Annotated in this window: 13 protein-coding genes; 6 read left to right on the top strand and 7 right to left on the bottom strand. The window is 65.3% G+C overall.

Annotated features, from left to right (window positions below; translation table 11 throughout):
- Positions 1–5: 5 nt before the first annotated feature.
- Both H290_RS0122275 and H290_RS0122270 read right to left on the bottom strand, forming a co-directional pair.
- The gene (locus H290_RS0122275) at positions 6–866 is read right to left on the bottom strand and encodes an SDR family oxidoreductase (RefSeq protein WP_020109053.1); all 861 of its coding nucleotides are present in this window, start codon (positions 864–866) and stop codon (positions 6–8) included.
- Positions 863–2,392 (bottom strand): NAD(P)/FAD-dependent oxidoreductase, encoded by a 1,530-nt coding sequence (locus H290_RS0122270; protein WP_020109052.1) that lies wholly within the window; start codon positions 2,390–2,392, stop codon positions 863–865. The genes H290_RS0122275 and H290_RS0122270 overlap by 4 nt, the downstream gene beginning before the upstream one ends.
- Positions 2,393–2,495: 103 nt before the next feature.
- Between H290_RS0122270 and H290_RS0122265 the strand changes: the two genes are divergently transcribed.
- A complete protein-coding gene (locus H290_RS0122265) occupies positions 2,496–3,110 on the top strand; it encodes a TetR/AcrR family transcriptional regulator (RefSeq protein WP_020109051.1) in 615 nt (204 codons plus the stop codon).
- Between the two features lie 100 nt (positions 3,111–3,210).
- On the opposite strand, the gene H290_RS0122260 is transcribed toward H290_RS0122265, so the two are convergent.
- From H290_RS0122260 to H290_RS0122245, 4 genes are all read right to left on the bottom strand, one after another.
- Positions 3,211–7,002, bottom strand: coding sequence for a multifunctional oxoglutarate decarboxylase/oxoglutarate dehydrogenase thiamine pyrophosphate-binding subunit/dihydrolipoyllysine-residue succinyltransferase subunit (locus tag H290_RS0122260; RefSeq protein ID WP_020109050.1), 3,792 nt, complete (start codon positions 7,000–7,002; stop codon positions 3,211–3,213).
- 104 nt (positions 7,003–7,106) lie between these two features.
- The gene (locus tag H290_RS0122255) at positions 7,107–10,970 is read right to left on the bottom strand and encodes an ABC transporter ATP-binding protein (protein WP_020109049.1); all 3,864 of its coding nucleotides are present in this window, start codon (positions 10,968–10,970) and stop codon (positions 7,107–7,109) included.
- On the bottom strand, positions 10,967–11,746 hold the full coding sequence (locus H290_RS0122250) for a hypothetical protein (RefSeq protein ID WP_020109048.1): 780 nt from the start codon (positions 11,744–11,746) through the stop codon (positions 10,967–10,969). The genes H290_RS0122255 and H290_RS0122250 overlap by 4 nt, the downstream gene beginning before the upstream one ends.
- A 5-nt stretch (positions 11,747–11,751) precedes the next feature.
- Positions 11,752–12,825 carry a glutathione S-transferase family protein gene (locus H290_RS0122245; protein WP_231373804.1) on the bottom strand — a complete coding sequence of 358 codons (1,074 nt, stop codon included), beginning with the start codon at positions 12,823–12,825 and terminating at the stop codon, positions 11,752–11,754.
- A gap of 95 nt (positions 12,826–12,920) precedes the next feature.
- Between H290_RS0122245 and H290_RS0122240 the strand changes: the two genes are divergently transcribed.
- The 3 genes from H290_RS0122240 to H290_RS0122225 are packed head-to-tail and all read left to right on the top strand — an operon-like array spanning position 12,921 to position 15,820.
- Positions 12,921–13,595, top strand: coding sequence for a PadR family transcriptional regulator (locus H290_RS0122240; RefSeq protein WP_020109046.1), 675 nt, complete (start codon positions 12,921–12,923; stop codon positions 13,593–13,595).
- On the top strand, positions 13,592–15,142 hold the full coding sequence (locus H290_RS0122230) for a DHA2 family efflux MFS transporter permease subunit (protein WP_036519895.1): 1,551 nt from the start codon (positions 13,592–13,594) through the stop codon (positions 15,140–15,142). The genes H290_RS0122240 and H290_RS0122230 overlap by 4 nt, the downstream gene beginning before the upstream one ends.
- A gap of 33 nt (positions 15,143–15,175) precedes the next feature.
- Positions 15,176–15,820 (top strand): TetR/AcrR family transcriptional regulator, encoded by a 645-nt coding sequence (locus H290_RS0122225; protein ID WP_020109043.1) that lies wholly within the window; start codon positions 15,176–15,178, stop codon positions 15,818–15,820.
- A 17-nt stretch (positions 15,821–15,837) separates the two neighbouring features.
- Here H290_RS0122225 and H290_RS0122220 read toward each other — a convergent pair whose 3' ends face one another.
- Positions 15,838–17,436: a molybdopterin-dependent oxidoreductase gene (locus H290_RS0122220; protein ID WP_028463542.1), complete on the bottom strand. Its 1,599-nt coding sequence runs from the start codon at positions 17,434–17,436 to the stop codon at positions 15,838–15,840.
- Between the two features lie 126 nt (positions 17,437–17,562).
- Here H290_RS0122220 and H290_RS0122215 point away from each other — a divergent pair, with 126 nt between their 5' ends.
- Positions 17,563–18,777, top strand: a complete 1,215-nt coding sequence (locus H290_RS0122215) for an exonuclease SbcCD subunit D (protein ID WP_020109041.1) — start codon at positions 17,563–17,565, stop codon at positions 18,775–18,777.
- Entirely contained in the window at positions 18,774–21,380 is a 2,607-nt protein-coding gene (locus tag H290_RS0122210) for an AAA family ATPase (protein WP_020109040.1), read from the top strand. Before H290_RS0122215 ends, H290_RS0122210 begins: the two co-directional genes overlap by 4 nt.
- Positions 21,381–21,382: the final 2 nt, after the last annotated feature.

Below are 21,382 nucleotides of genomic sequence, written 5' to 3'. Positions count from 1 at the left end.
CTCGATCAAAGAACAGCCGACGGATTGTGCGGGACATTTTCGGCTCTGGGTGCGAGACGGCCGCCGAACTTGCCCATCACGACCTCGTACATTGATCCGCCGAGGCGGACGAGCACGTCGATGACCTTGGCATCAGCGCCGACCAGCACGCGCGGGCGATTCTTTTCGATGGCGGCGATGATGATCTCGGCGGCGCGGGGTGAGGATGTCCGGGCCAGCTTCTTGTCGAAGAAATCGGCGGCCCGGCTCTGGTCGTGCCCCTCGGATACCGTCGAGTTGCGGGCGATCGCGGTTTTGATGCCGCCGGGGTGGACGCAGGTGACCTCCACCGGATATCCGGCGAGCTTCATCTCCTGGTACAGCGACTCGGTGAAACCGCGAACTGCGAATTTTGCAGCGTTGTAAGCGCTTTGGCCGGGTGTCGCCAAAATTCCGAACAGTGATGACGTATTCACGATGTGGCCGTCGCCGGATGCGATGAGATAGGGGAGGAAGGCCTTCGTACCGTTGACGACACCCCAGAAATCGACGTCCATCACGCGTTCGTACTGCTTGAACTCGGTGATCTCCACTTCACCGTGATGGGCGATGCCGGCATTGTTGATGACCAGGTTGACCTTGCCGAAATGCGCTGCCACAGTATCGGCGTATTCGAGGACGGCTTCGCGTTCGGCGACATTGAGCAGCTGCGAATGGACTTGTGCACCTTGGGCTTTCAGGAGGCGCTCGGTCTCATCGAGGCCGGCCGGGTTGACGTCGCTGATCGCGACCAGCGCGCCTTTGGCGGCCAGCTGGAGCGCGAGGTCGCGGCCCATGCCCGATCCGGCTCCGGTCACGATGGCAACTTTGCCCTTGAAATCTTTCACGATGTCACCGTTTCTGTTGCGGGGTGGGAGGTTACGGCCGCGGCGCCGGCGCGCGCACCGGTGGCGGCGGCACTGGACGTGTCGTATGCGGCCAGGTCGAACTTACGCGTGATGTGGCGGTATCTGAACGTGAAGCCGGGCCAGAGGGTCGTGATGTTACCGAAGACATCCTTGTACCAGCTGGCGCAGCCGCCGGTCTCCCAGACGCTCGACTTCAGGTTCTTCTGGATGCCCACGTTGTAGTCGTGCTGCACGTCGGAGCGGACCTCGACCCGGGCGATGTCGTACTTGCGTTGCAGCTTGAGGTAGTCGACCAGATAATTCAGCTGCGACTCGATCATGTAGATGATCGAGGTGTGGCCCAGTCCGGTGGCGGGGCCCACCATCAGGAACAGGTTGGGGAAGCCGTGCACCGTCGTGCCCTTGTAGGCGTTGATCCCGGTTGACTCCCAGACCTGCGCGAGGCTGCTGCCGTCCTTGCCGATGATGTGCTCGAACGCGGGGGAGTCGGTGACATGGAACCCGGTGGCGACGACAATCGCGTCGACGTCCCGGGCGATACCGTCGGCGGTGACGATCCCGGTGGTGGTGACCTCCTTGATGGGGTCGGTGACCAGATCGACATTCGCCTGGTTCAGTGCCGGGTAATAGGTGTTCGACAGCAGGATGCGCTTGCAGCCGACCTTCCACTTCGGGGTGACCGCCGCGCGCAGCTTGCGGTCGGAGATGCCGCGGGCGATGTTCTGTTTGCCGAGGACCTTGGCGGGGGCGAGCACGCCTGGAGCATGCGTCAGGCCGAAGGAGACCAGCTCGCGGGAGGCGTAGATACCGGCCCGGGCGGCCGTCTGGAACCCCGGGATGTTCTTGAACGCCCAGCTCTCGGTGTTCGTGTACGGCCGATCCAACCGCGGCAGTACCCAGGCTGCGGTGCGCTGGTAGACGTCGAGTCGGCCGACCTTCTTCGCCAACTCCGGGATGATCTGGATGGCCGAGGCGCCGGTGCCGATGACCGCGACACGCTTGCCTTCCAAGTTGTAGTCGTGGTTCCACCGCGCCGAGTGGAAGATCTCGCCGGCGAAGTCGTCGATGCCCTTGACGTCGGGGAGCTTGGGTTCGCAGAGTGGTCCGACGCCGGCGATCACAAAGGTCGCGCGGTACTCGCCGGCCGAGGTGGTGATGACCCATTGGCCGTCCGCCTCGTTCCAGACGGTGCCGGTGACCTCGGTGTTCCACCGCGTGTACGACTCGAGGTCGTTCTTGGCCGCGACGTTGTTGATGTACCGGTGGATCTCGGGCTGTTCGGAGAACGAGCGGCTCCACGTCGGGTTGGGCGCAAACGAATAGGAGTAGAGGTGTGAGGGCACATCGCAGGCGGCACCGGGATAGGTGTTGTCGCGCCAGGTGCCGCCGAAGTTCTGTCCGCGATCGAGGATCACGAAGTCGTCGATACCCTCTTGCCGCAGCTTGATCGCGGCGCCGAGTCCGGAGAAGCCTGCACCGATGATGGCGATCTTTACAACGTTCATGGGTACGAAGATACCCACTACTGACCAAGTGTCAATAGGGATGGGTCCAGCTCCGCTGCGCTTCGTGTCCGCTATTGACGAAAAGTCAGTAAGATGCGTTGTCATGACCACCGCCCGCCGTACCCGGATGAGCCCGCAGGCCCGTCGCGATCAGCTGATCGAGCACGGACTGCGGATGCTCTCCGACCGTGCACTGGACCAGGTGTCGGTCGAGGAAGTGGCCGAAGCCGCCGGTGTCTCGCGGGCATTGCTGTTCCACTATTTCGAGTCCAAGCAGGACTTTCTGGTGGCGCTGACCACCGCCCAGAGTCAGCGGATGCTCGAATGCACCGAACCCGAACTGAGCCTGGGAGACCCCCTCGCGATCGCGCGGGCGTCCCTCGCCGCGTTCATCGACTACGTCTCGGCAAACCGTTCGGCATATCTCGCGATTCTGCAGGGCGTCGGTGCCTCGGACCCGGCGATGCGGAAAGTAGCCGACGACACCCGGGCGGTGATGGCCGAACGCGTTCTGAATCTGGCAGACCTGCTGCACCTGCAGCGCACACCGCTCCTCGAGTTGGCGGTGCACGGCTGGGTCACCTTCAGCGAACAGGTCACCGTGCGCTGGTTGCGCGATGAGAACGGCGTGACGCGCGAGGCCCTCATCGAACTGATCACGCAATCGCTGCCGCTTCTGGCGACCACCGCCTCAGGCCTGAGCACCTCCGACGCCTAGCCCCAAACCGGTCGAGCCCCCACATACCGAAAATGTGCCCTTTTGGCGACGAAAAGCCCAGGTGGGCGCCGCCAAAAGGGCACATTATCGGGGTTGGGGATCAGCCGAACGCGGTATCCACGATCTCCTGCTGCTCGACGGCATGGACCTTCGACGAGCCGGAGGACGGCGCGGACATCGCACGACGCGATACCCGGCGCAGGCCGGTGAAGTACTCGGGCAGCATCTCTGGGAGCGCGAGCCCGAAGTACGGCCAGGCACCCTGGTTCTTCGGCTCTTCCTGCACCCAGAACACTTCCTTCATGTTCGGGTACTGCTCGAGCGCGGCCTTCAGTCGCTTGTGCGGAATCGGGTAGAGCTGCTCGATCCGGACGATGGCGATGTCGTCGCGGTTGTCCTTGGCCTTGCGTGCGGCCAGTTCGTAGTAGAGCTTGCCGGACACCAGCAGCACCCGCTCGACCTTGCTGCGATCGCCGCCGCCGTCGAACGACGGATCGTCGATGACCGAGTGGAACTTGCCGTCGGTGAACTCGGAAACCGGTGACACCGCTGCCTTGTTGCGCAGCATCGACTTCGGCGTGAACACGACCAGCGGCCGGCTGATGCCATCGAGGACGTGGCGACGCAACAGGTGGAAGTAGCTCGCCGGAGTCGACGGCAGCGCGACGGTCATCGAACCCTCGGCACACAGCTGCAGGAACCGCTCGATGCGGCCCGACGTGTGGTCGGGGCCCTGACCTTCGTGGCCGTGAGGCAGGAGCAGGACCACGTCAGAGGTCTGGCCCCACTTGGCCTCACCGGACGAGATGAACTCGTCGATGATCGACTGCGCGCCGTTGACGAAGTCACCGAACTGGGCTTCCCACAACACCAGTGCGTCGGGGTCGCCCACGGAGTAGCCGTACTCGAATCCGACCACCGCGTACTCGCTCAGTGCCGAGTCGTAGACGAGGAACTGACCGGGGTTCTCGGGGTTGGTGTCGGCGATCGACCGCAGCGGCGTGTACTCGTCGCCGGTTTCCCGGTCGATGAGCACCGAGTGACGCTGCGTGAACGTGCCGCGACGGGAGTCCTGGCCCGACAGGCGCACGGTACGACCCTCTTCGACGAGTGAGCCGAAGGCGAGGAGTTCGCCGAACGCCCAGTCGATGTTGCCATTTCGCGACATGTCCTGGCGCTTCTTGAGCACCGGCTGAACCCGCTGGTGCACGGTGAAGCCCTCGGGCACGTTGGCGAACGCGTCGCCGATCCGTTCCACGGTCTCTTTGCTGACCTTGGTCTCCAGTTTCACCGGGAGCGCCTGATCGGATTCGACGGACGGGCTCGGTGCGGCCTGGTACTTCTCGAGTTCACGGACCTCGTTGAAGACCCGTTCGAGCTGACCCTGGTAGTCACGCAGGGCGTCTTCGGCCTCTTTGAGCGAGATGTCACCGCGGCCGATGAGGGCTTCGGTGTAGCTCTTACGAACACTGCGCTTGGTGTCGATGACGTCGTACATGGCCGGCTGGGTCATCGAGGGATCGTCACCCTCGTTGTGGCCGCGACGGCGGTAGCAGACGAGGTCGATGATGACGTCCTTGTTGAACGCCTGGCGGTAATCGACGGCCAGCTTGGCAGCCCAGACGCACGCCTCGGGGTCGTCGCCGTTGACGTGGAAGATCGGCGCACCGATCATCTTCGCCACATCGGTGCAGTACTCCGTCGACCGTGACGCCTCCGGTGCGGTGGTGAATCCGACCTGGTTGTTGACGACGATGTGAATCGTGCCGCCGGTGCGGTAACCGGGGAGCATCGCCAGGTTGAGGGTCTCGGCGACCACACCCTGGCCGGCGAAGGCCGCGTCTCCGTGCAGCATCAGTGGCAGCACGGTGAAGGCTTCTTCGCCACCCTTGTTGTGCAGGTCCTGCTTGGCGCGGACCAGGCCCTCGAGGACCGGGTCGACGGCTTCGAGGTGCGACGGGTTGGCGGTCAGCGAGACGTTGATCTCGTTGTCACCGAACATCTGGTAGTACTTGCCCTCGGCGCCGAGGTGGTACTTCACGTCGCCGGAACCGTGTGCCTGTGACGGGTTCAGGTTGCCCTCGAACTCGGTGAAGATCTTCGAGTACGGCTTGCCGACGATGTTCGCCAGGACATTCAGGCGACCGCGGTGCGGCATGCCGACGACGACCTCGTCGAGGCCGTACTCCGCGCTCTGATCGATGACACCGTCCATCATCGGGATGACGGCTTCGGCACCTTCGAGCGAGAAGCGCTTCTGACCGACGTACTTGGTCTGCAGGAACGTCTCGAATGCCTCGGCCGCGTTGAGCTTGGACAGAATGTACTTCTGCTCGGCCACCGGCGGTTTGACGTGCTTGATCTCGACACGATCCTGCAGCCACTGCTGCTGCTCGGGCTCGAGGATGTGCGTGTACTCGACACCCACGTGGCGGCAGTATGCGTCGCGCAGCACCGACAAGATGTCGCGGAGCTTCATCTTGTTCTCGCCGTGGAACCCGCCGACCTTGAAGCTGCGGTCCAGATCCCAGAGGGTCAGACCGTAGGTCAGGACGTTGAGGTCGGGGTGTGCCGAGCGCGCATCCGAATCGATCATCAACGGATCGATGTCGGCCATGAGGTGGCCCCGATTACGGTATGCCGCAATCAGTTCCAGCACCCGGGCGTTCTTGTCGACTTCACCTTCGGAGATGTCGCGGCGCCAGCGGATCGGCTCGTACGGGATGTGCAGCGTCGTGAATATCTCGTCGAAGAAGTCATCGGACAGCAGCAACTGGTGGATCGTACGCAGGAAGTCGCCGGACTCGGCGCCCTGGATGATGCGGTGATCGTAGGTCGAGGTCAGGGTCATCAGTTTGCCGACGCCCATCTCGGCGATCCGCTCGTCGCTGGCGCCCTGGAACTCGGCGGGGTACTCCATCGCGCCGGCGCCGATGATCGCGCCCTGGCCCTTCATCAACCGGGGAACCGAATGTACGGTGCCGATGGTGCCGGGGTTGGTGAGCGAGATGGTCACTCCGGCGAAGTCTTCGCCGGTGAGCTTGCCCTCGCGGGCCCGGCGCACGATGTCTTCATAGGCGGCGTGGAACTCGGCGAAGTTCATGGTCTCGCAGCGCTTGATGGCAGCGACAACAAGCATGCGCGACCCTCCCTTGCCGGGAAGATCGATGGCCAGACCCAGGTTGGTGTTCGCGGGCTCGACGATGTTCGGCTTACCGTCGACCTCGTCGAAGTGACGGTTGAGGTTGGGGAACGACTTGATGGCCTGCACGATCGCGTAACCCAGGATGTGGGTGAACGAGATCTTGCCGCCGCGGGTCCGGGCGAGATGGTTGTTGATGACCGTCCGGTTGTCGATCATCAGCTTGGCCGGAATCGCGCGCACACTGGTGGCGGTCGGGATCTGGAGCGAGGCTGCCATGTTCTTGGCGACAGTGGCCGCCGCGCCGCGCAACACCTGCGAGGACGCCTCGGAAGGGGCGGCCGCGGCCGGCTTCTTCGCGGTGGCGGTCTTCTTGGAGGTGGGGGCGTCCTTCACGGGCGCAGGCGCCTTCGCCTTGGCCGGGGGCTTGGGCGCGTCTTCCTTGTCCGCGGGTGCGGTGGTGGCGTTGGAGCCGTCGCGACTGATGTCCGACTTACCGGCCGCGGCCTTGCTGGCGGGTGTCGAATCGACTGCCGGCTTGCTCGAGACCGAACTCTTGGATGAGGACGCGGGTGTGGCCTTCGCCGCTCCGCCGGTGGTTGTGTTTGCCCCGTTTGCCTCGTCGGCATAGTTCGTCAGGAACTCATGCCAACTCGGATCAACCGAGTTCGGGTCTTTTTGGAAGCGCTGGTACATTTCCTCGACCAGCCACTCGTTCTGTCCGAAGTCTGATATCGAACTGCTGCTCACGGCAGTATCTCGCCTCAATTCCTTGGTTGGTCGGCGTGCGTTTCCGACCTGCGTGCGTTTGCGAAGTCCCAGATAAACAGGTTAGACCCCACTGCACTGCGAGGCTATGCCGGTTGGCTGCCTTCGTGGCGTGGGTCACTCTGTCCGAACTCGTCCGGTGTGATACCTGCGGTCCAAAGGGCCTGATACCGACCATTCAACGCCAGCAAATCCCGATGTGTTCCCAGTTCGACGATTCGGCCGTCGGCGACCACCGCAATGCGGTCGGCACGGGCGGCCGTGGCAAGCCGGTGAGCGACGATCACCGAGGTCCGGGACCCGGTGAGGTGCCTTCCGGCCGCCAGCACCCGGCGTTCCGTCGACTGGTCGAGGGTGGCGGTGGCCTCGTCGAGCAGCAGCAGATCGGGGTCGACGAGTTCGGCGCGGGCCAGGGCGATGAGCTGGCGCTGCCCTGAGGACAGCCCTTTTCCACGTTCTCCGATCGGGTGATTCATCGCCCCGTCCAGGCCCATGATCATCGGCAGTGCTCCGACGGCGGCCGCCGCGGCCGCGATTTGTTCATGGGTGGCATCGGGCCGGCCGTACGCGATGTTGTCGGCCACGGTGCCGGTGAACAGGTGCGGTTCCTGCGGCACCACGCCGAGCCGGGACCGGTAGTAGCCGAGCCGGAAGCCGCGGATGTCGGTGCCGTCCATCCGCACCGAACCGGTGGTCGGGTCGTAGAAACGCGCCAGCAGTTTCACGATCGTCGACTTGCCGGCCCCGGTCTCGCCGACCAGTGCCAGTGAGGTCCCGGCCGGCAGATCGAGGTCGACGCCCGACAGCGCGTCGCGTGTTGCACCGGAGTAGCGGAACGTCACGTCGACGAGTTGGGCGTGCCCGTCGAAGTCGTTGATCGGTGGTGGGGTGGTGGTCGGTGACAGATCGTCCGGGGTGTTGATGCTGTCGGGACATTGCACGCTGCTGCGGGTGCCGAGTAGATCGGAGATGCGGCGGAGTCCGACCAGCGCCTGTTGATAGCCGTCGAACACCTGCGACAGCTGCTGGACGGGACCGAACAGCATGCCCAGGTAGAGGACGAACGCGACCAGGGTGCCCGCGCTGGTCTGGCCCTCGGCGACCTGATGGGCGCCGAACGCGATGATGCCGGCAGTGGCCAGGTCGGCCATCAGCGTGATGAACGGGAAGTAGATGGAGATCGCCTGCTGGGAGACCATGCGGGCCCGAACATACGCCGCCGCGCGGGTGGTGAACCTGGCCATCGCGAAGCCGTCGTGACGGTAGGCCTGCGTGGTGCGGACTCCGCCGACATTCTCCTGGAAATCGGCGTTGACCTCGCTGATCAGCTCGCGCGATCGCGTGTAGGCCCGAGACGAGATCCGCCGGAAGATGATCGTCGCGATGATGATCGGCGGGAACACGACGAGCATCAGCAGGCCCAGGGACAGATCGGTGAGCACTACCGCCACACCGACCCCGACGATCGTCAGCGAGCTCACGATCGCCGACGACAACCCGGTCTGCAGGAACGTGGACAAGGCGTCGACGTCGGTGGTCATCCGGGTCATGATGCGCCCGGACAGTTCCCGCTCGTAGTAGTCGAGGCCGAGTCGCTGCAGGTGGGCGTAGCTGCGGACGCGCAGTGCGTAGAGGACCCGCTCGCCGCTGCGCGCGGTGATCACCGTCATCACCGCGGCGGAAACAAATCCGATGGCCACCAGAATCAGGCCCAATCCCGTGGCCGTCCACAGATGTCCCGACTGTTCGTCAGTGGCGCCGTCGATGCCGAACCGGGCGATGGTCGGGAACGCCAGACCGACCAGTGTGTCGATCGAGATGCAAACGACCACCACGGCCAGCAGCCATCGCACCGGTCGCAACAACTGACGTAGGGAGAAGTCCGGACGGTCTTTGCGGATGTCGGCGTCGTCGTCGGTGGGTGCTTCGTTCGCAGGCGGCAGCGCCGCCACGGCCTCGAGGAGTTGGGGCGTCGCGGGCATCGCACCGAGGGCTCCCGCCATCCCGCCGCCACCGCCGCGGCCCCGACCGCCGATCGCGTTGGTCACCGCCCGCGTCGGTTCGAGGGCATCGGGTGCGTCGGCCGGCCACAGGGCGGTGGTGTCCACCGCGATGTCGGCGGCGATGAGATCCTCGGCGAGGTCCGGCAGGTCGTCGAGCTCGGTGGTCATCAGGGCCCGGAACTCGGGACAACGCGCGGTCAACTCAGCGTCGGTTCCGATGTCGATGATGCGGCCGCCGTCGAGGACTGCCACCCGGTCGGCCAGTGACAGGGTCGATCGGCGATGCGCCAGCAACAGCATGGTGCGGGTGGAGGTCCGCAGGTGGGCAAAGATCCTTGCCTCGGTCTGGGCGTCGACCGCGGAGGTGGCGTCATCCAGGATCAGGACCCGGGGGTCGGCGTACAGGGCTCGTGCCAGGGCAATCCGCTGTCGTTGGCCACCGGACAAGGTCAGCCCGCGTTCGCCGACGATGCTCCGGAAACCGTTGTCGAGCGCATCGACGAACCCGGAGGCCTGTGCCTGCGATGCGGCATCGACGATGCCGGGCGGAATCGCACCCTCCTCGTCGAACTTTCCGACGTGGGCATTCGGTGCGATGTTCGCGGCGATGGTGTCGGAGTAGAGGAAGGGGTCGTCGAACACCACACCGACCGCACCCCGCAGGTCCTCGGTCGCGATCGTCTCGATGTCGAATGCCGCGGTGAATTGCCGTCGGACCGAACCGGTGTGGGTGGTCAGTTCCACGGACCCGGAGTCGGGCCGGTAGAACCGGTCGGCCAGCATCGCGAGCGTCGACTTGCCGGAGCCCGGTGCCCCGACCACCGCGACGACCTCACCGGGCGCGATGCTCAGATCCAGATCGCGCAGCACCGGCTCGGCGGCGCCGGGATAGGTGAACGTGACGTCGCGCAGTTCGAGTCCGAGTGCGCCGTCGGGGAGCCGGCCGGTCGCCGACAGGCCGGGATCGGTCGGTTCGTCGATCACGCCGTACACCCGTTCCACGGCGGCCCGGGCGAGCTGCGCGGAGACGATCAGCGAGGTCAGAATCCGGGCCAGCCCGGTCATCGTCGTGACGTAGGTGGCAAAGGCCAGGAAGGTTCCGACCGTGATGGATCCGGTCATCGTCAGGTAGCCGCCGAGCGCGATGATCGCGACCATTCCGAGCTGCGGAACCGCGGCGAGCGAGGGAGCGAACCGGGCGTTGGTCTTCGCGGCCCGCAACCGCAGCGAATACAGGCGCCGTCCGTATCCGACCAGTTCGTCGACCGCACGGTCTTCCTGACCGAATCCTTTGACCACGCGCACACCGGTGACGGTCTCTTCGACGTGCTGTGCCAGATCCGCGGCGGACTGCTGCGCCGACCAGGTCGCGGCGAACATCCGCTTGCGGCTGTTGAAGGCGATGGCTGCGACGCCGGGGATGACCAGCAAGGCAACCAGCGTCAGCACCGGAGACAGGTAGAACATCACGCCGATGGCAAGGACCACCTGGAGGGCGGCGCCCAGCGACAACGGCACCATCGCGAGCAGACCCTGGACGAGCTGCAGGTCGGTGATGGACCGGGAGACGACCTGGCCGGTGCGGATCTGGTCCTGTGCGGCGCCGTCGGTCCGGAGCACGGTGTCCAGGACCGACAGGCGCAACGAGTTCTGCACGTTGAGTGACAGTTTCCCGGCAGTGAGCCGGCGGCCGTATTGGCATCCGTATCGCAGAAATGCCAGAACCACCATGACCAGCGCGATCGCGCCGATCGTGTAGCCGTGAGTGGCCACACCGGTGGCTTCGTCGATTGCCGCCTTGGTCAGCAACGGCACGGAGAGGTCGATCAGGACGGCCAAAGCGGTGACACTCAGGGTGATCGCAACCAGCCGGGGATAGCGGCGGCACTCGGCGAGTAGACGTCGGATCCAACCGGGCCCGGGGGTGTCGGTGTGTGTCTGGGTCAACTAGCGCTCGGCCCATCGCCGGAGGCAACGATCTGCGGGTTGCCCACGGCATACAGCGGCACCCCGGGATCGCGCACCGGCCAGAGAGGCGGCGGCGGTCCGAAGACCTGCCGAGAGTTGTTGACGATGATCTTGCCCAGCGCACGGTTGCCGACACTGCCGATGACCGCGCCGAATCCCGCCGGGAGCAGCTTGCCGAAGGCCAGTGGCAGCTTCTGCAGCGCGTACTTCTTGAAGTAGGTGCGGACGAGCTTCTGATTCAACGTGCGCAGGGCAGACGCGGGGATGAATCCACCGAACGCGCGGGCCAGCGTGCCCGACTTGGCGCCCAGGGAATCCCGGACCACGGCCAGACCGGATTCACCCAGTGCCACCGTCAGTACCAGGGCCTTGCGACGTTCCCGATCGGTGATCGGGATTCCGTGGACCTCGGCGACCGCCAGGGAGAGCAGGGCCGACACCTCGACGAAGAAGGCGGTTTCGGCGCCCAGCGAGGCAAGCGACACCATCGTCCCGATGCCGGGGAACGCCGCGGCCGCACCGACCGCGCCGCCCGAGCCGGTGACCGCGAGCAGGAATCGGTGTTCGAGGCGTTCGATGATCTGCGCGGGTGAATCCTGTGGGTATTCGCGGCGGAGGTGATGGATGTATTTCGTGACCGCAGGCGCCTGCAGATGTTGGGCGTGATCCACAAGAGCGTCGATCATGCCTTCGGTCTTGCGGGTCGCGCCGACCACGTTGCCGTCTCCGATTGACGAAAGTTGTTTCTTTGCCACGTCTTTCAGGCTCCTTGTCCGGCTGGAACGCGTTCGGTGTCGAGTGGGGGCGCGGGCGGGGTGCCCTCGCCGAAGGGGCGGCCACCGAGTTGCTCGCGGTGATGCGCACTGCGCCATCCGGACAGATCGGGCCCGCGCGGCACGATCCGGCTGGGGTTGATGTCGCGGTGGACGATGTAATAGTGCTGCTTGATCTGGGTGAAGTCGACGGTGTCACCGAATCCGGGGGTCTGGAACAGATCGCGGGCGTAGGCCCAGAGCACCGGCATGTCGGTGAGCGTTGATCGATTGCATTTGAAGTGCCCGTGATAGACCGCGTCGAAGCGGACGAGCGTTGTGAACAGCCGGACATCGGCTTCGGTGATCGTGTCGCCCACCAGGTAGCGCTGCCGGCCCAATCGGTCCGACAGTGCGTCGAGCCGGGTGAACAGCCGATCGTAGGCCTCGTCGTAACTCTTCTGGTCGCCGGCGAAACCGCAGCGATACACGCCGTTGTTCACATCTCGGAAGATGACGTCGTTGATCTCGTCGATCTCCGCGCGCAGGTGGCCGGGGTAGAGATCGGGGGCACCGTCGCGGTGGAAGTCGATCCATTCGGTGGAGAAGTCGAGTGTCATCGGCCCGAAATCGTTGGTGATGACCGCACCGGTGGGGATGTCGACGATCGCCGGCACCGTGATTCCACGCGGGTACCCCCGATAGCGGGTGAGATAGGCGTCTTTCAGCCGGGGAATCTTCAGAACCGGGTCGACACCACCGGGATCGAGATCGAAGGTCCAGCTGTCGCTGTCGTGGGTGGGCCCGCACAGCCCCATCGACAATGCGCCCTCCAGACCGAGCAGTCGGCGCACGATGATCGCGCGATTGGCCCAGGGACAGGCGCGGGCGACGATCAGGCGGTAGCGGCCGGCCTCGACCGGGAAGGTCTCACCCGCGGGGCCGCCCCCGTCGCGGGTGATCCGGTTGTCGATGTAGTCGGTATCGCGCACGAACTCCTGGCCGGTGGTCACCTGGCCGTCGGCCAATTCACCATCGGTCGAACCAGGATCGGGAGAGGTCGCCGCAGTACGCATCGTCACCCAGGGTAGCCGTTGACAGGGGTTGGGCACCGCGCCTTCGGTGCGGTATATTCCGCACCGAGTATTCGGTGCCGAGTAATGATCTGGAGTCCGGGATGACAGCGCGCGGAGAGGGAGCGACGACTGCACTGACGCCGCTGGGCGTGTTGGTGCTCGGGCTCCTCAGTGAACGCCCGATGCACCCGTACGAGATGTTCCAGACGCTGCTGGCTCGCAAGGAGGACCGGTTCGCGAAACTGCGCCCTGGCTCGCTCTACCACACCGTTGATCGGCTCTGTAGCCGAAAGTTGTTGCGGGTCAGCGATGTTCATCGCGATGGGAATCGGCCGGAGCGGACCGTCTACGCCATTACCGACACCGGACGCGACGCGCTGGGCAGTGCGCTCACCTCGATGTTGCGCACGCCGGCGATGGAGTATCCCGCCCTCTACCTGGCGTTGGCAGAAGCCCATACTCTCGGCAAGGGCGACGTGGTGGCGCTGCTCGATGAACGTGTGGCGATGATGCGCGCCGACCGGGCAGAAATTCATACGGCGATGTCAGAGGCGCTCGAACGGGGACATCCCGAGATGTTCCAACTCGACGCCGGATGCCGACTTGCGGTACTCGATGCCCAGGTCACCTGGTTGGAGCAGCTGCGCACGAGACTCGCGACGGGCGAGTTGATGTGGCTGGACGAGTACGAGGAGCTCAAACGTGTCAACACCCAGCAGGGTCATACAGAAGTCGCCGGGCATATCGCCCGATCAGAGAACGAGGTAGTCACGTGAGTAGTCCGACGGCAGCGCCCGCTGCGCCGATCACCACCAGGCCATGGTTGGCGTTGGGCGCGTTGTGTATCGGGTTCTTCATGATCCTGGTCGACATGACCATCGTCGCCGTGGCCCAGCCGGCCATTCAGCGGGAGCTGGACACCGACGTCAACGGCGTCATCTGGGTGTCGAGCGCCTACCTGCTCACCTATGCGGTGCCGATGCTTCTCGCCGGCCGGCTCGGTGATCGATTCGGGCCCAAGAACATCTATCAACTCGGGTTGGTCGTCTTCACCGTGGCCAGTGTGCTGTGTGGTCTCGCGCCGTCGATCGAGATGCTGATCATCGCCCGCGGGCTCCAGGGTGTCGGGGCGGCGTTGATCACGCCGCAGACCATGGCCCTGATCACCCGGATGTTCCCGGCCGACAAACGCGGTGCGGCCATGGGTGTGTGGGGCACGGTCGCCGGAGTGGCGACACTGGTCGGCCCACTCGCCGGTGGCATCCTGGTCGACGGTCTGGGCTGGGAATGGATCTTCTTCGTCAATGTGCCGGTCGGTGTGATCGGGTTGGGACTGGCCTGGAAGCTGGTGCCCACCGTTCCGACCAGCAAGCGCAACTTCGATCTCGTCGGTGTGGGTTTGAGTGGCCTGGGTCTGACATGCCTCGTGTTCGCGATCCAGGACGGCGAGAAGTACGACTGGGCGGGCTGGATCTGGACCCTGATCGCGATCGGACTCCTGTTGATGGCACTGTTCGTGTACTGGCAGCACAAGCTGGTCGAGCTGCGCCCCGGATCCCAGCCGCTGGTCCCGTTGAATCTCTTCCGGGATCGCAACTTCTCGTTGGCGAGTCTGGGTATCGCGACCATGGGATTCGCGACTGCCGGCATGATGGTCCCGCTGATGTACTTCCTGCAGCTCGTCGCCGGCCTGAGCCCGACACAGTCCGCTTTGGTGACGATTCCGATGGCGGTCCTCACCGGTGTGCTCGCCCCGATCGTGGGGCGGCAGGTCGACCGGATCCATCCGCGATACATCATCGCCACGGCGTTCCTTCTCAATGCGATCGCAATCGCCTGGATCGCCGTTCTCGCGACCCCGACCACACCGATCTGGCAGCTGCTGCTGCCCGTGGGACTGATGGGTATCGCGAGCTCCGGCATCTGGGCGCCGTTGGCGGCAACCGCCACCCGCAACCTTCCGATGAGCAGTGCCGGAGCGGGTTCCGGTGTCTACAACACCACGCGCCTCATCGGTTCGGTGCTCGGAAGTGCGGCCGTGGGCGCCTTGATACAGACCCGCCTGGCCGCAGAAATACCGCAGTTCGACGGGATCTCGATGGATCAGATGGGCGGAGCACTGCCGGAACAGGTCCTGGACGAGTTCGCCACCGCGATGGGGCAGACCCTGTTGCTCCCGGCCGCAGCATTGTTGGTGGGTGTGGTTGCCGCGCTGTTCTTTGCTCGACCGCGGCATATGGGGGCGCCCCTCGCGCCGGTTTCGGTCCCGGCAGTACCGGTGGAAGCCACAGAGGTCGGCTCGCGCGAACGCGGAGTTGTTTGACGGCACCGCGCGGATCGGGATGTACTGGGCGGCATGCGCAGTGACGTCCCGGGTACGCGCCGGCTCTCCGTCGAGGATCGGCGTGCGCAGCTGGTCGAGTGCGCGCTGACCCTGGCCGATCGCGGCGGGATGAGCGCGGTGACCGTGCGCGGCGTTGCCGAAGAGGCGAAAGTCTCACTGGGCGTTGTGCATTACTGCTTCGACGACAAAGAGCAACTTGTTGCGGCGATGATCGAGAAGGTGATCGCCGAACAACTCGAGGCGCTGATCGGCTCGATCCCGACGGGCACACTCGCCACCGGTCGAGATGCGTTGCGTACCTGGGTGGACGAAGCACTCACCGCGGTGTGGCGCCGCGCCGCCGAGTACCCGGATCGGTGGCTGCTGATGATCGAGTCGATGCTGTTCTCGTTGCGCCAGCCGATCGAATCGGCGTCTGCGGGCCAGGCGATGGTGCAGCACCAGACCGCCGAGAAGTACGGCCGCGCTTATCTGTCGGAGATCGGTGAGCGCTGTCAGATGCGCTGGGACATCGAAGAACGGACCCTGGTGCGGGCAGCGTTGCAGATGTTGTTCGGAACCGTTCAGTGGTGGCTGGTCGATCGCGATGACGCCGCCGCCCGCAACTCGCTCACGGTGGTTGCCGGCTGGATAGCCGATTCGGCATCACCGAAATAGGCCCCACCCGATCCCGGTCAGCTCCGCACCGACACGGCGATGGTGTGCAATCCGGTGGCGCCGTCCGGAACCGGGGGTTCTTCGGTCTCGATCTGCGGTTGCCCGTCGCCGTCGACCGCCCGCACGGTCAGCTGATGTTTGCCGGGTTCGGCATTCCAGTCCCATTTCCACAAACGCCAGGCATCGAGCAGGTCAGGTGGCAAGACCTCGGCGTCGTTCCATGGTCCGTCGTCGACCCGGACCTGGACACCGGCGATCCCGCGATGCTGGGCCCAGGCGACACCACCCACGGTCACCGGTCCGGTCGGGACGGTCGAGTCCGGCCGGGGAACGTCGATGCGTGAACTGGTCTTGATCGGGCCCTTTTCGGCCCATCCGAGCGACGTCCAGTAGGCCTTGGCGCGATCGAATCGTGTCACCTCCAGCGACACCACCCACTTGGTCGCCGAGACATAGCCGTACAGACCCGGGACGACCATCCGCACCGGGTAACCGTGTTCCACCGGAAGCGGTTCGTCATTCATCCCGACGGCGAGCATCGCGTCGCGGTTGTCGGTCAGCGCCGTCAACGGTGTGCCGGCCGTCCAGCCGTCCGCGCTCGTGGACAACACCATGTCGGCATCTTCGGCCGGTCCGGCGAGCGCGAGGAGATCACTGATCCGGTAGCCGGTCCAGGTGGCGTTGCCGATCAGATCCCCGCCGACGCTGTTCGACACACATGTCAGTGTCACCACCGCATCGAACGGGGTGTGTTCTCGGCGCAATTGGTCGAGATCGAGGCGGATCTCGCGGTCGACCATACCGTGGATCCGCAGCGACCAGGAATCGCTCTTGATCTGGGGCACGGTGAGCGCGGTGTCGATCCGGTAGAAGTCACTGTTGGGGGTGATGAACGTGGTCACGTCCTTCAATTCCGGCGCGGCGGTGGGCACCGTATTGGTCGCGGCCGGGACATCGAATGCCGCTCGATCGGCGCTCACCGATCCGGTGGTGCGCCATAACGCCCACCCGCCGAGGCCGGTCGCCGCGACCGCCCCACCCACCACCGATGCGCCGACGAGGAACCGGCGGCGTTCGACATCGCCGTAGTCACCTTCGGACGGCACGGCCGGCGAGTTGGCGTCAGTTGATTGATCCAACTGCGCATCCGGGGCTGTTGCCGTGCCGCTGACACCGGGTCGAAGGCGGCCGATGAGGACATGGAGTGCGCCCATCGCGACCCCGACACCGATCAGCGTGGGCAGCGCCCACGTCCACACTGCGGTCGGCCGGTCCAGCGCGGCGAAAACACCGACGACGCCGACAATGCCGAAGATCACCAGCCCGGCCGGTGGCCGTTTGAACTCTGCGATCCCGGCCACCGCTGCGAGGACGGCCATGATGATCGCGATCGAGGTGAGGAGTACCGGCTTGTCGTTGGTCCCGAAAGTCTCGATGGCCCACTCCCGCATCTCCGCCGGTGCGTTGTCGATGACGGTGGAGCCAACGGCATGGAGTGGGGCCGAGCCGCGGTCGACGGCGAGCGCACACAGGTATCCGATGCCGACACCGAGGGCAGCGCACAGGACTCCGCTGACCCCCGCTGCGAGGGCGCGTTCGCGCGGTGAGAAAGACATACGGCCAGTATCCTCGCCGGTCGCCTCGGGCATTGGTTGGTGACCCACCGATGCAGGTCCGACGCTCTGTCGTAGTGCCCTCATAGGATCGGCGTAGTTGCCGATGAAACACGAGAGGAGTCACCTGTGAGTGCCGCACTGCCACTGTTCGAACCCGCGACCCAGGTGACGTTCATCCACACCGCCGACTGGCAGTTGGGTATGACTCGGCACTTCCTCAAAGGTGATGCGCAAGCGCGTTACACCGCTGCACGGCAAGAGGGGATCGGTCGTATCGGACGGTTGGCCGCCGAGCACAACGCGGAGTTCGTCCTGGTCTGCGGCGACGTGTTCGAAGACAAGCAGGTCTCGTCGCGCGTGATCCGGCAGAGTCTCGACGAACTGTCGCAGGTGCCCGTGCCGGTGTATCTCCTGCCGGGCAACCATGATCCGATGGATGCGTCGAGCATCTACAACGCCAGGGTCTTCACCGAACATCGGCCGGCGAACGTGCACGTTCTCGGCACTCCGGGTCCGGTGCAGGTACGGCCCGGGGTCCGGATCATCGCGGCACCGTGGACCAGCAAGGTTCCGCTGTCCGATCTGCTGGCCAGGCAGGTCGACGGGCTGGCGCCGAGCGAAGACATCCGGATCCTCGCCGGGCACGGACGTGTCGACTACCTCGCACCCGATTCGGATGATCCGACCCTGATCGGCGTCGGCGAGATCGAGCGCGCGATCGACGACGGCCTGATCGACTATGTGGCACTGGGAGATCGGCACTCGGCCACCGATGTCGGGCGCAGTGGACGGATCTGGTACTCCGGTGCCCAAGAGGTCACCAACTACGACCACAAGGAATCCGGCTCCGGGCAGGCGCTGGTGGTCACACTGACCCGCGGGGCAGGTCTGCCGGGCGAGCACCCCGAAGCCGGCCCCCAATCGGTGACCGTGACACCACATACGGTGGGGCAGTGGTCATTTCGTACCATCGAGCACGATGTGAACGGTGCCGACGACATCGCCGATCTGCAACGCCTGCTGGATGAGGTCGAGAACAAGTCGCGGACTGTGGTTCAGCTCGCGCTGCGCGGTGCCGTCACGATCACCGAGCGCGCCGACCTCGATGCGACGCTCGAGCAATTCGCCGACCGATTCGCGGCATTGAATTTCTGGGCGCTGCGCCACAATCTGGTGATCCGTCCCGGTGCAGACGATTTCGATCAGATGGCATGCAGTGGCTTCATCGGCGATGCCGTCGAAGAACTGGCGGCGGCGGCGGCACGTGGCACGGATCCGGACGCCGGGCCGGCGCAGGAGGCCTTGGCGCTCCTGTTCCGGCTGGCGGGGGAGAGCCGGTGAAACTGCATCGGCTGCGACTCGGCAATTTTCGGGGGATCGTCGAGCGCGAGATCGAGTTCGCCACCGTTGGCGTGACTGTTGTCGAAGGTGCGAACGAGGCCGGCAAATCGTCGATGATCGAGGCGCTCGACCTGCTGTTGGAGGTCCGATCGGACAGCAAGAGCACCCGGGTGCGCGCGGTTGCCCCGGCCGGTGTCGATGCGGGTAGCCTCGTGGAGGCCGATATCAGTTGTGGCCCTTATCGATTCACGTACACCAAACAGTACAATCGCGGTGCCCGCACCGAACTGGTGATCCATGAACCGGCGCCGGAGCAGCTCAGTGGACGGACCGCACACGACAAAGTGTCGGAAATCCTTGACGGTGCAGTCGACATGGGCCTGTTCAAGGCCTTGCGGTTGATGCAGTCGGCCGATCCGAGCGTCGGTGACCTCAGCGGCAGCTCGGCATTGTCCCGGGCGCTGGACGCGGGTTCGGTCCACTCCGATGCCGACGACACCGACGGCAATTCGGCACTGGTCTCCAAGGTGCGCACCGAGTACGAGCGGTACTTCACCGCGTCGCAGGGGCGGCCGTCCCGCGAATTGGCAGCAGCGGCAGCCGATTTGGAGGCGGCGGAGGTACGCCATGCGGAGATGACCGCGGTCATGGCCGAGATCGCCAAAGATTCTGCCCGCCTCGATTCGCTGACCGTCTCTCGTCGTGAGGTGGCCAACTCTGTGGAATTGGCGAAGGTCGAGTTGGCGGAGCTGAGCTACGAACGCGAACAGGCCACGAGTCTGCACGTCCACCGGCGTGATGCGCAGCTGGCTGTCCGGCTGGTCGACCAGGAACGCGCCTTGCTCGACCGCGATCTGTCGGCGCGCGCCGACCTCGACCGGCAGATCGCCGACCGCAACAGCGGTATCGACGACGTCGACAGGGCCGTGGCCGATCTGCGCGAGAACCTTGATGACTGTGTACGTGAAGCCGATGCCGCTCAGGTGAGCCTCGACGATGCCCGCCGTCGCGATGTGGACGCAACCGAGCAGGTGGCGACGGCGCGGATGAGAGCCCGGCTCGATGGCGCGCGGTCACGCCACCGTGAGCTCGCGGGCATCCTTGACCGGGTGGATCAGGTCTGCACCGAGTTGGTGCGCTGTCGGCGTGATGTGGCCGCTGTGCCGTACGGCAGCAACGAGATCCGGGTCGCCGAAGCGCTCTCGGACGACGTGACCGTCGCTCGCGCGCACTCCGAGGCCGCCGCCGCGACGATGACGGTGACCAGGCTCGGCGGACACGATGTCACTGTCGCGGGGGCGCTGGGCGACAACGCGCCAGGCGACGGCACCGAGTTCGCGGTGACGGGCGAGACCGTCGTCGATGTCGCCGGGGTGGTGCGGGTCGTGGTCTCGCCCGGCGCCGAGTCCGCGACACTGGCGCATCGCGTGACGCAGGCGCAGCGGGCGCTGGCCGACTTCTTGGCCGAGCGCGGTGTCGGTGACGTGGCGGAGCTTCGGGCGCTTGTCCGTCGACGTGAGCGGGCAGAGAGTGCCGTCGAGGCTCTGCGGGCTCAGCTCGCCGGGATTCTCGGCGACCACGACGAAGAGGTGCTGCGCGCCGAATACGCCGAACTCGATGGGCGCGTGGGCGTATCGGACAGCCGATCCGAGGACGTCCTCGATGTGGCGCAAGCCGAGCAGGCGTCGAATCTGGCGGCCGCAGCCGTCTCTCGCCTGGCCGAAGAGGCCGCCGAACTACGAAGCCGTCGCCGTGGTTTCGAAGGCGAGCTGCAGCGGCTCGGCGATAACGCGGCAGAACTCCGGCGTCAGCGTGACGAACTGCTTACCCAGCGCGCCCAGCTGAACGAAACCGCAGATGACGCAGACCTGGACCGCCGCCGCGGCGAGCTGGTCGATCGACTGGCCGCCGCGCAGCAGACGCTGGCCCGGATCGACACCCAGATCGCCGACGCCGACCTCGAGAGTCTCGAGATGCAGTACTCGAACAAGGCGGCGGTGGTCGAGCAGGGGCAACCCAAGCTCAACGCACTCACCGAGGAGATCAACGAACTCCGGACCCGCATCGACATCCGGCGTGATGACGGCAAGCTCGAACAGTTCAACCGGGCGGCAAGCGAATTAGATGGTGCGAGAGCCGAATACGGCCGCGTCCAGACGCGGGCGAATGCTGTCGCCCTGCTGATGCGGACTTTGGAGCGCCATCGGGACAACACGCGGCGCCGGTATGTGGCGCCGTTCTCCGAGCAGATCCTGCGACTCGGCAAGGTGGTGTTCGGCTCCAGCCTGCAGATCGGTGTGGACGAGGAGCTGCGGATCACCACGCGCACACTCGACGGGGTGACCGTCGACCATGACGCGTTGTCCGGGGGAGCGAAGGAACAACTCGGCATCATCAGTCGTCTTGCCTGCGCGATGCTCGTCGACCCCGTCGACGGAGTGCCGGTGATCATCGATGACGCGCTCGGATATACCGACCCGGGACGTTTGGCCGGCATGTCCGCTGTGCTCGCGCACGCCGGCCGACAGACCCAGGTGATCGTCCTGACGTGTACTCCGGCGCGCTATTCCGGTGTCGGCGGTGCGCAACTGGTGGCGGTCTGAAA

It is taken from the genome of Nocardia sp. 348MFTsu5.1, from assembly GCF_000383535.1.
GTDB classification, from domain to species: domain Bacteria; phylum Actinomycetota; class Actinomycetes; order Mycobacteriales; family Mycobacteriaceae; genus Williamsia; species Williamsia faeni.
This window is presented reverse-complemented; position numbering and strand designations above follow the sequence as displayed.

What these genes read in the sequence shown, in the direction of transcription:
- H290_RS0122265 (WP_020109051.1), top strand. Translation starts at nt 2,496, where the DNA reads ATGACCACCGCCCGCCGTACCCGGATGAGCCCGCAGGCCCGTCGCGAT.
- H290_RS0122225 (WP_020109043.1), top strand. Translation starts at nt 15,176, where the DNA reads ATGCGCAGTGACGTCCCGGGTACGCGCCGGCTCTCCGTCGAGGATCGG.
- H290_RS0122220 (WP_028463542.1), bottom strand. Translation starts at nt 17,436, where the DNA reads ATGTCTTTCTCACCGCGCGAACGCGCCCTCGCAGCGGGGGTCAGCGGA.
- H290_RS0122240 (WP_020109046.1), top strand. Translation starts at nt 12,921, where the DNA reads ATGACAGCGCGCGGAGAGGGAGCGACGACTGCACTGACGCCGCTGGGC.
- H290_RS0122270 (WP_020109052.1), bottom strand. Translation starts at nt 2,392, where the DNA reads ATGAACGTTGTAAAGATCGCCATCATCGGTGCAGGCTTCTCCGGACTC.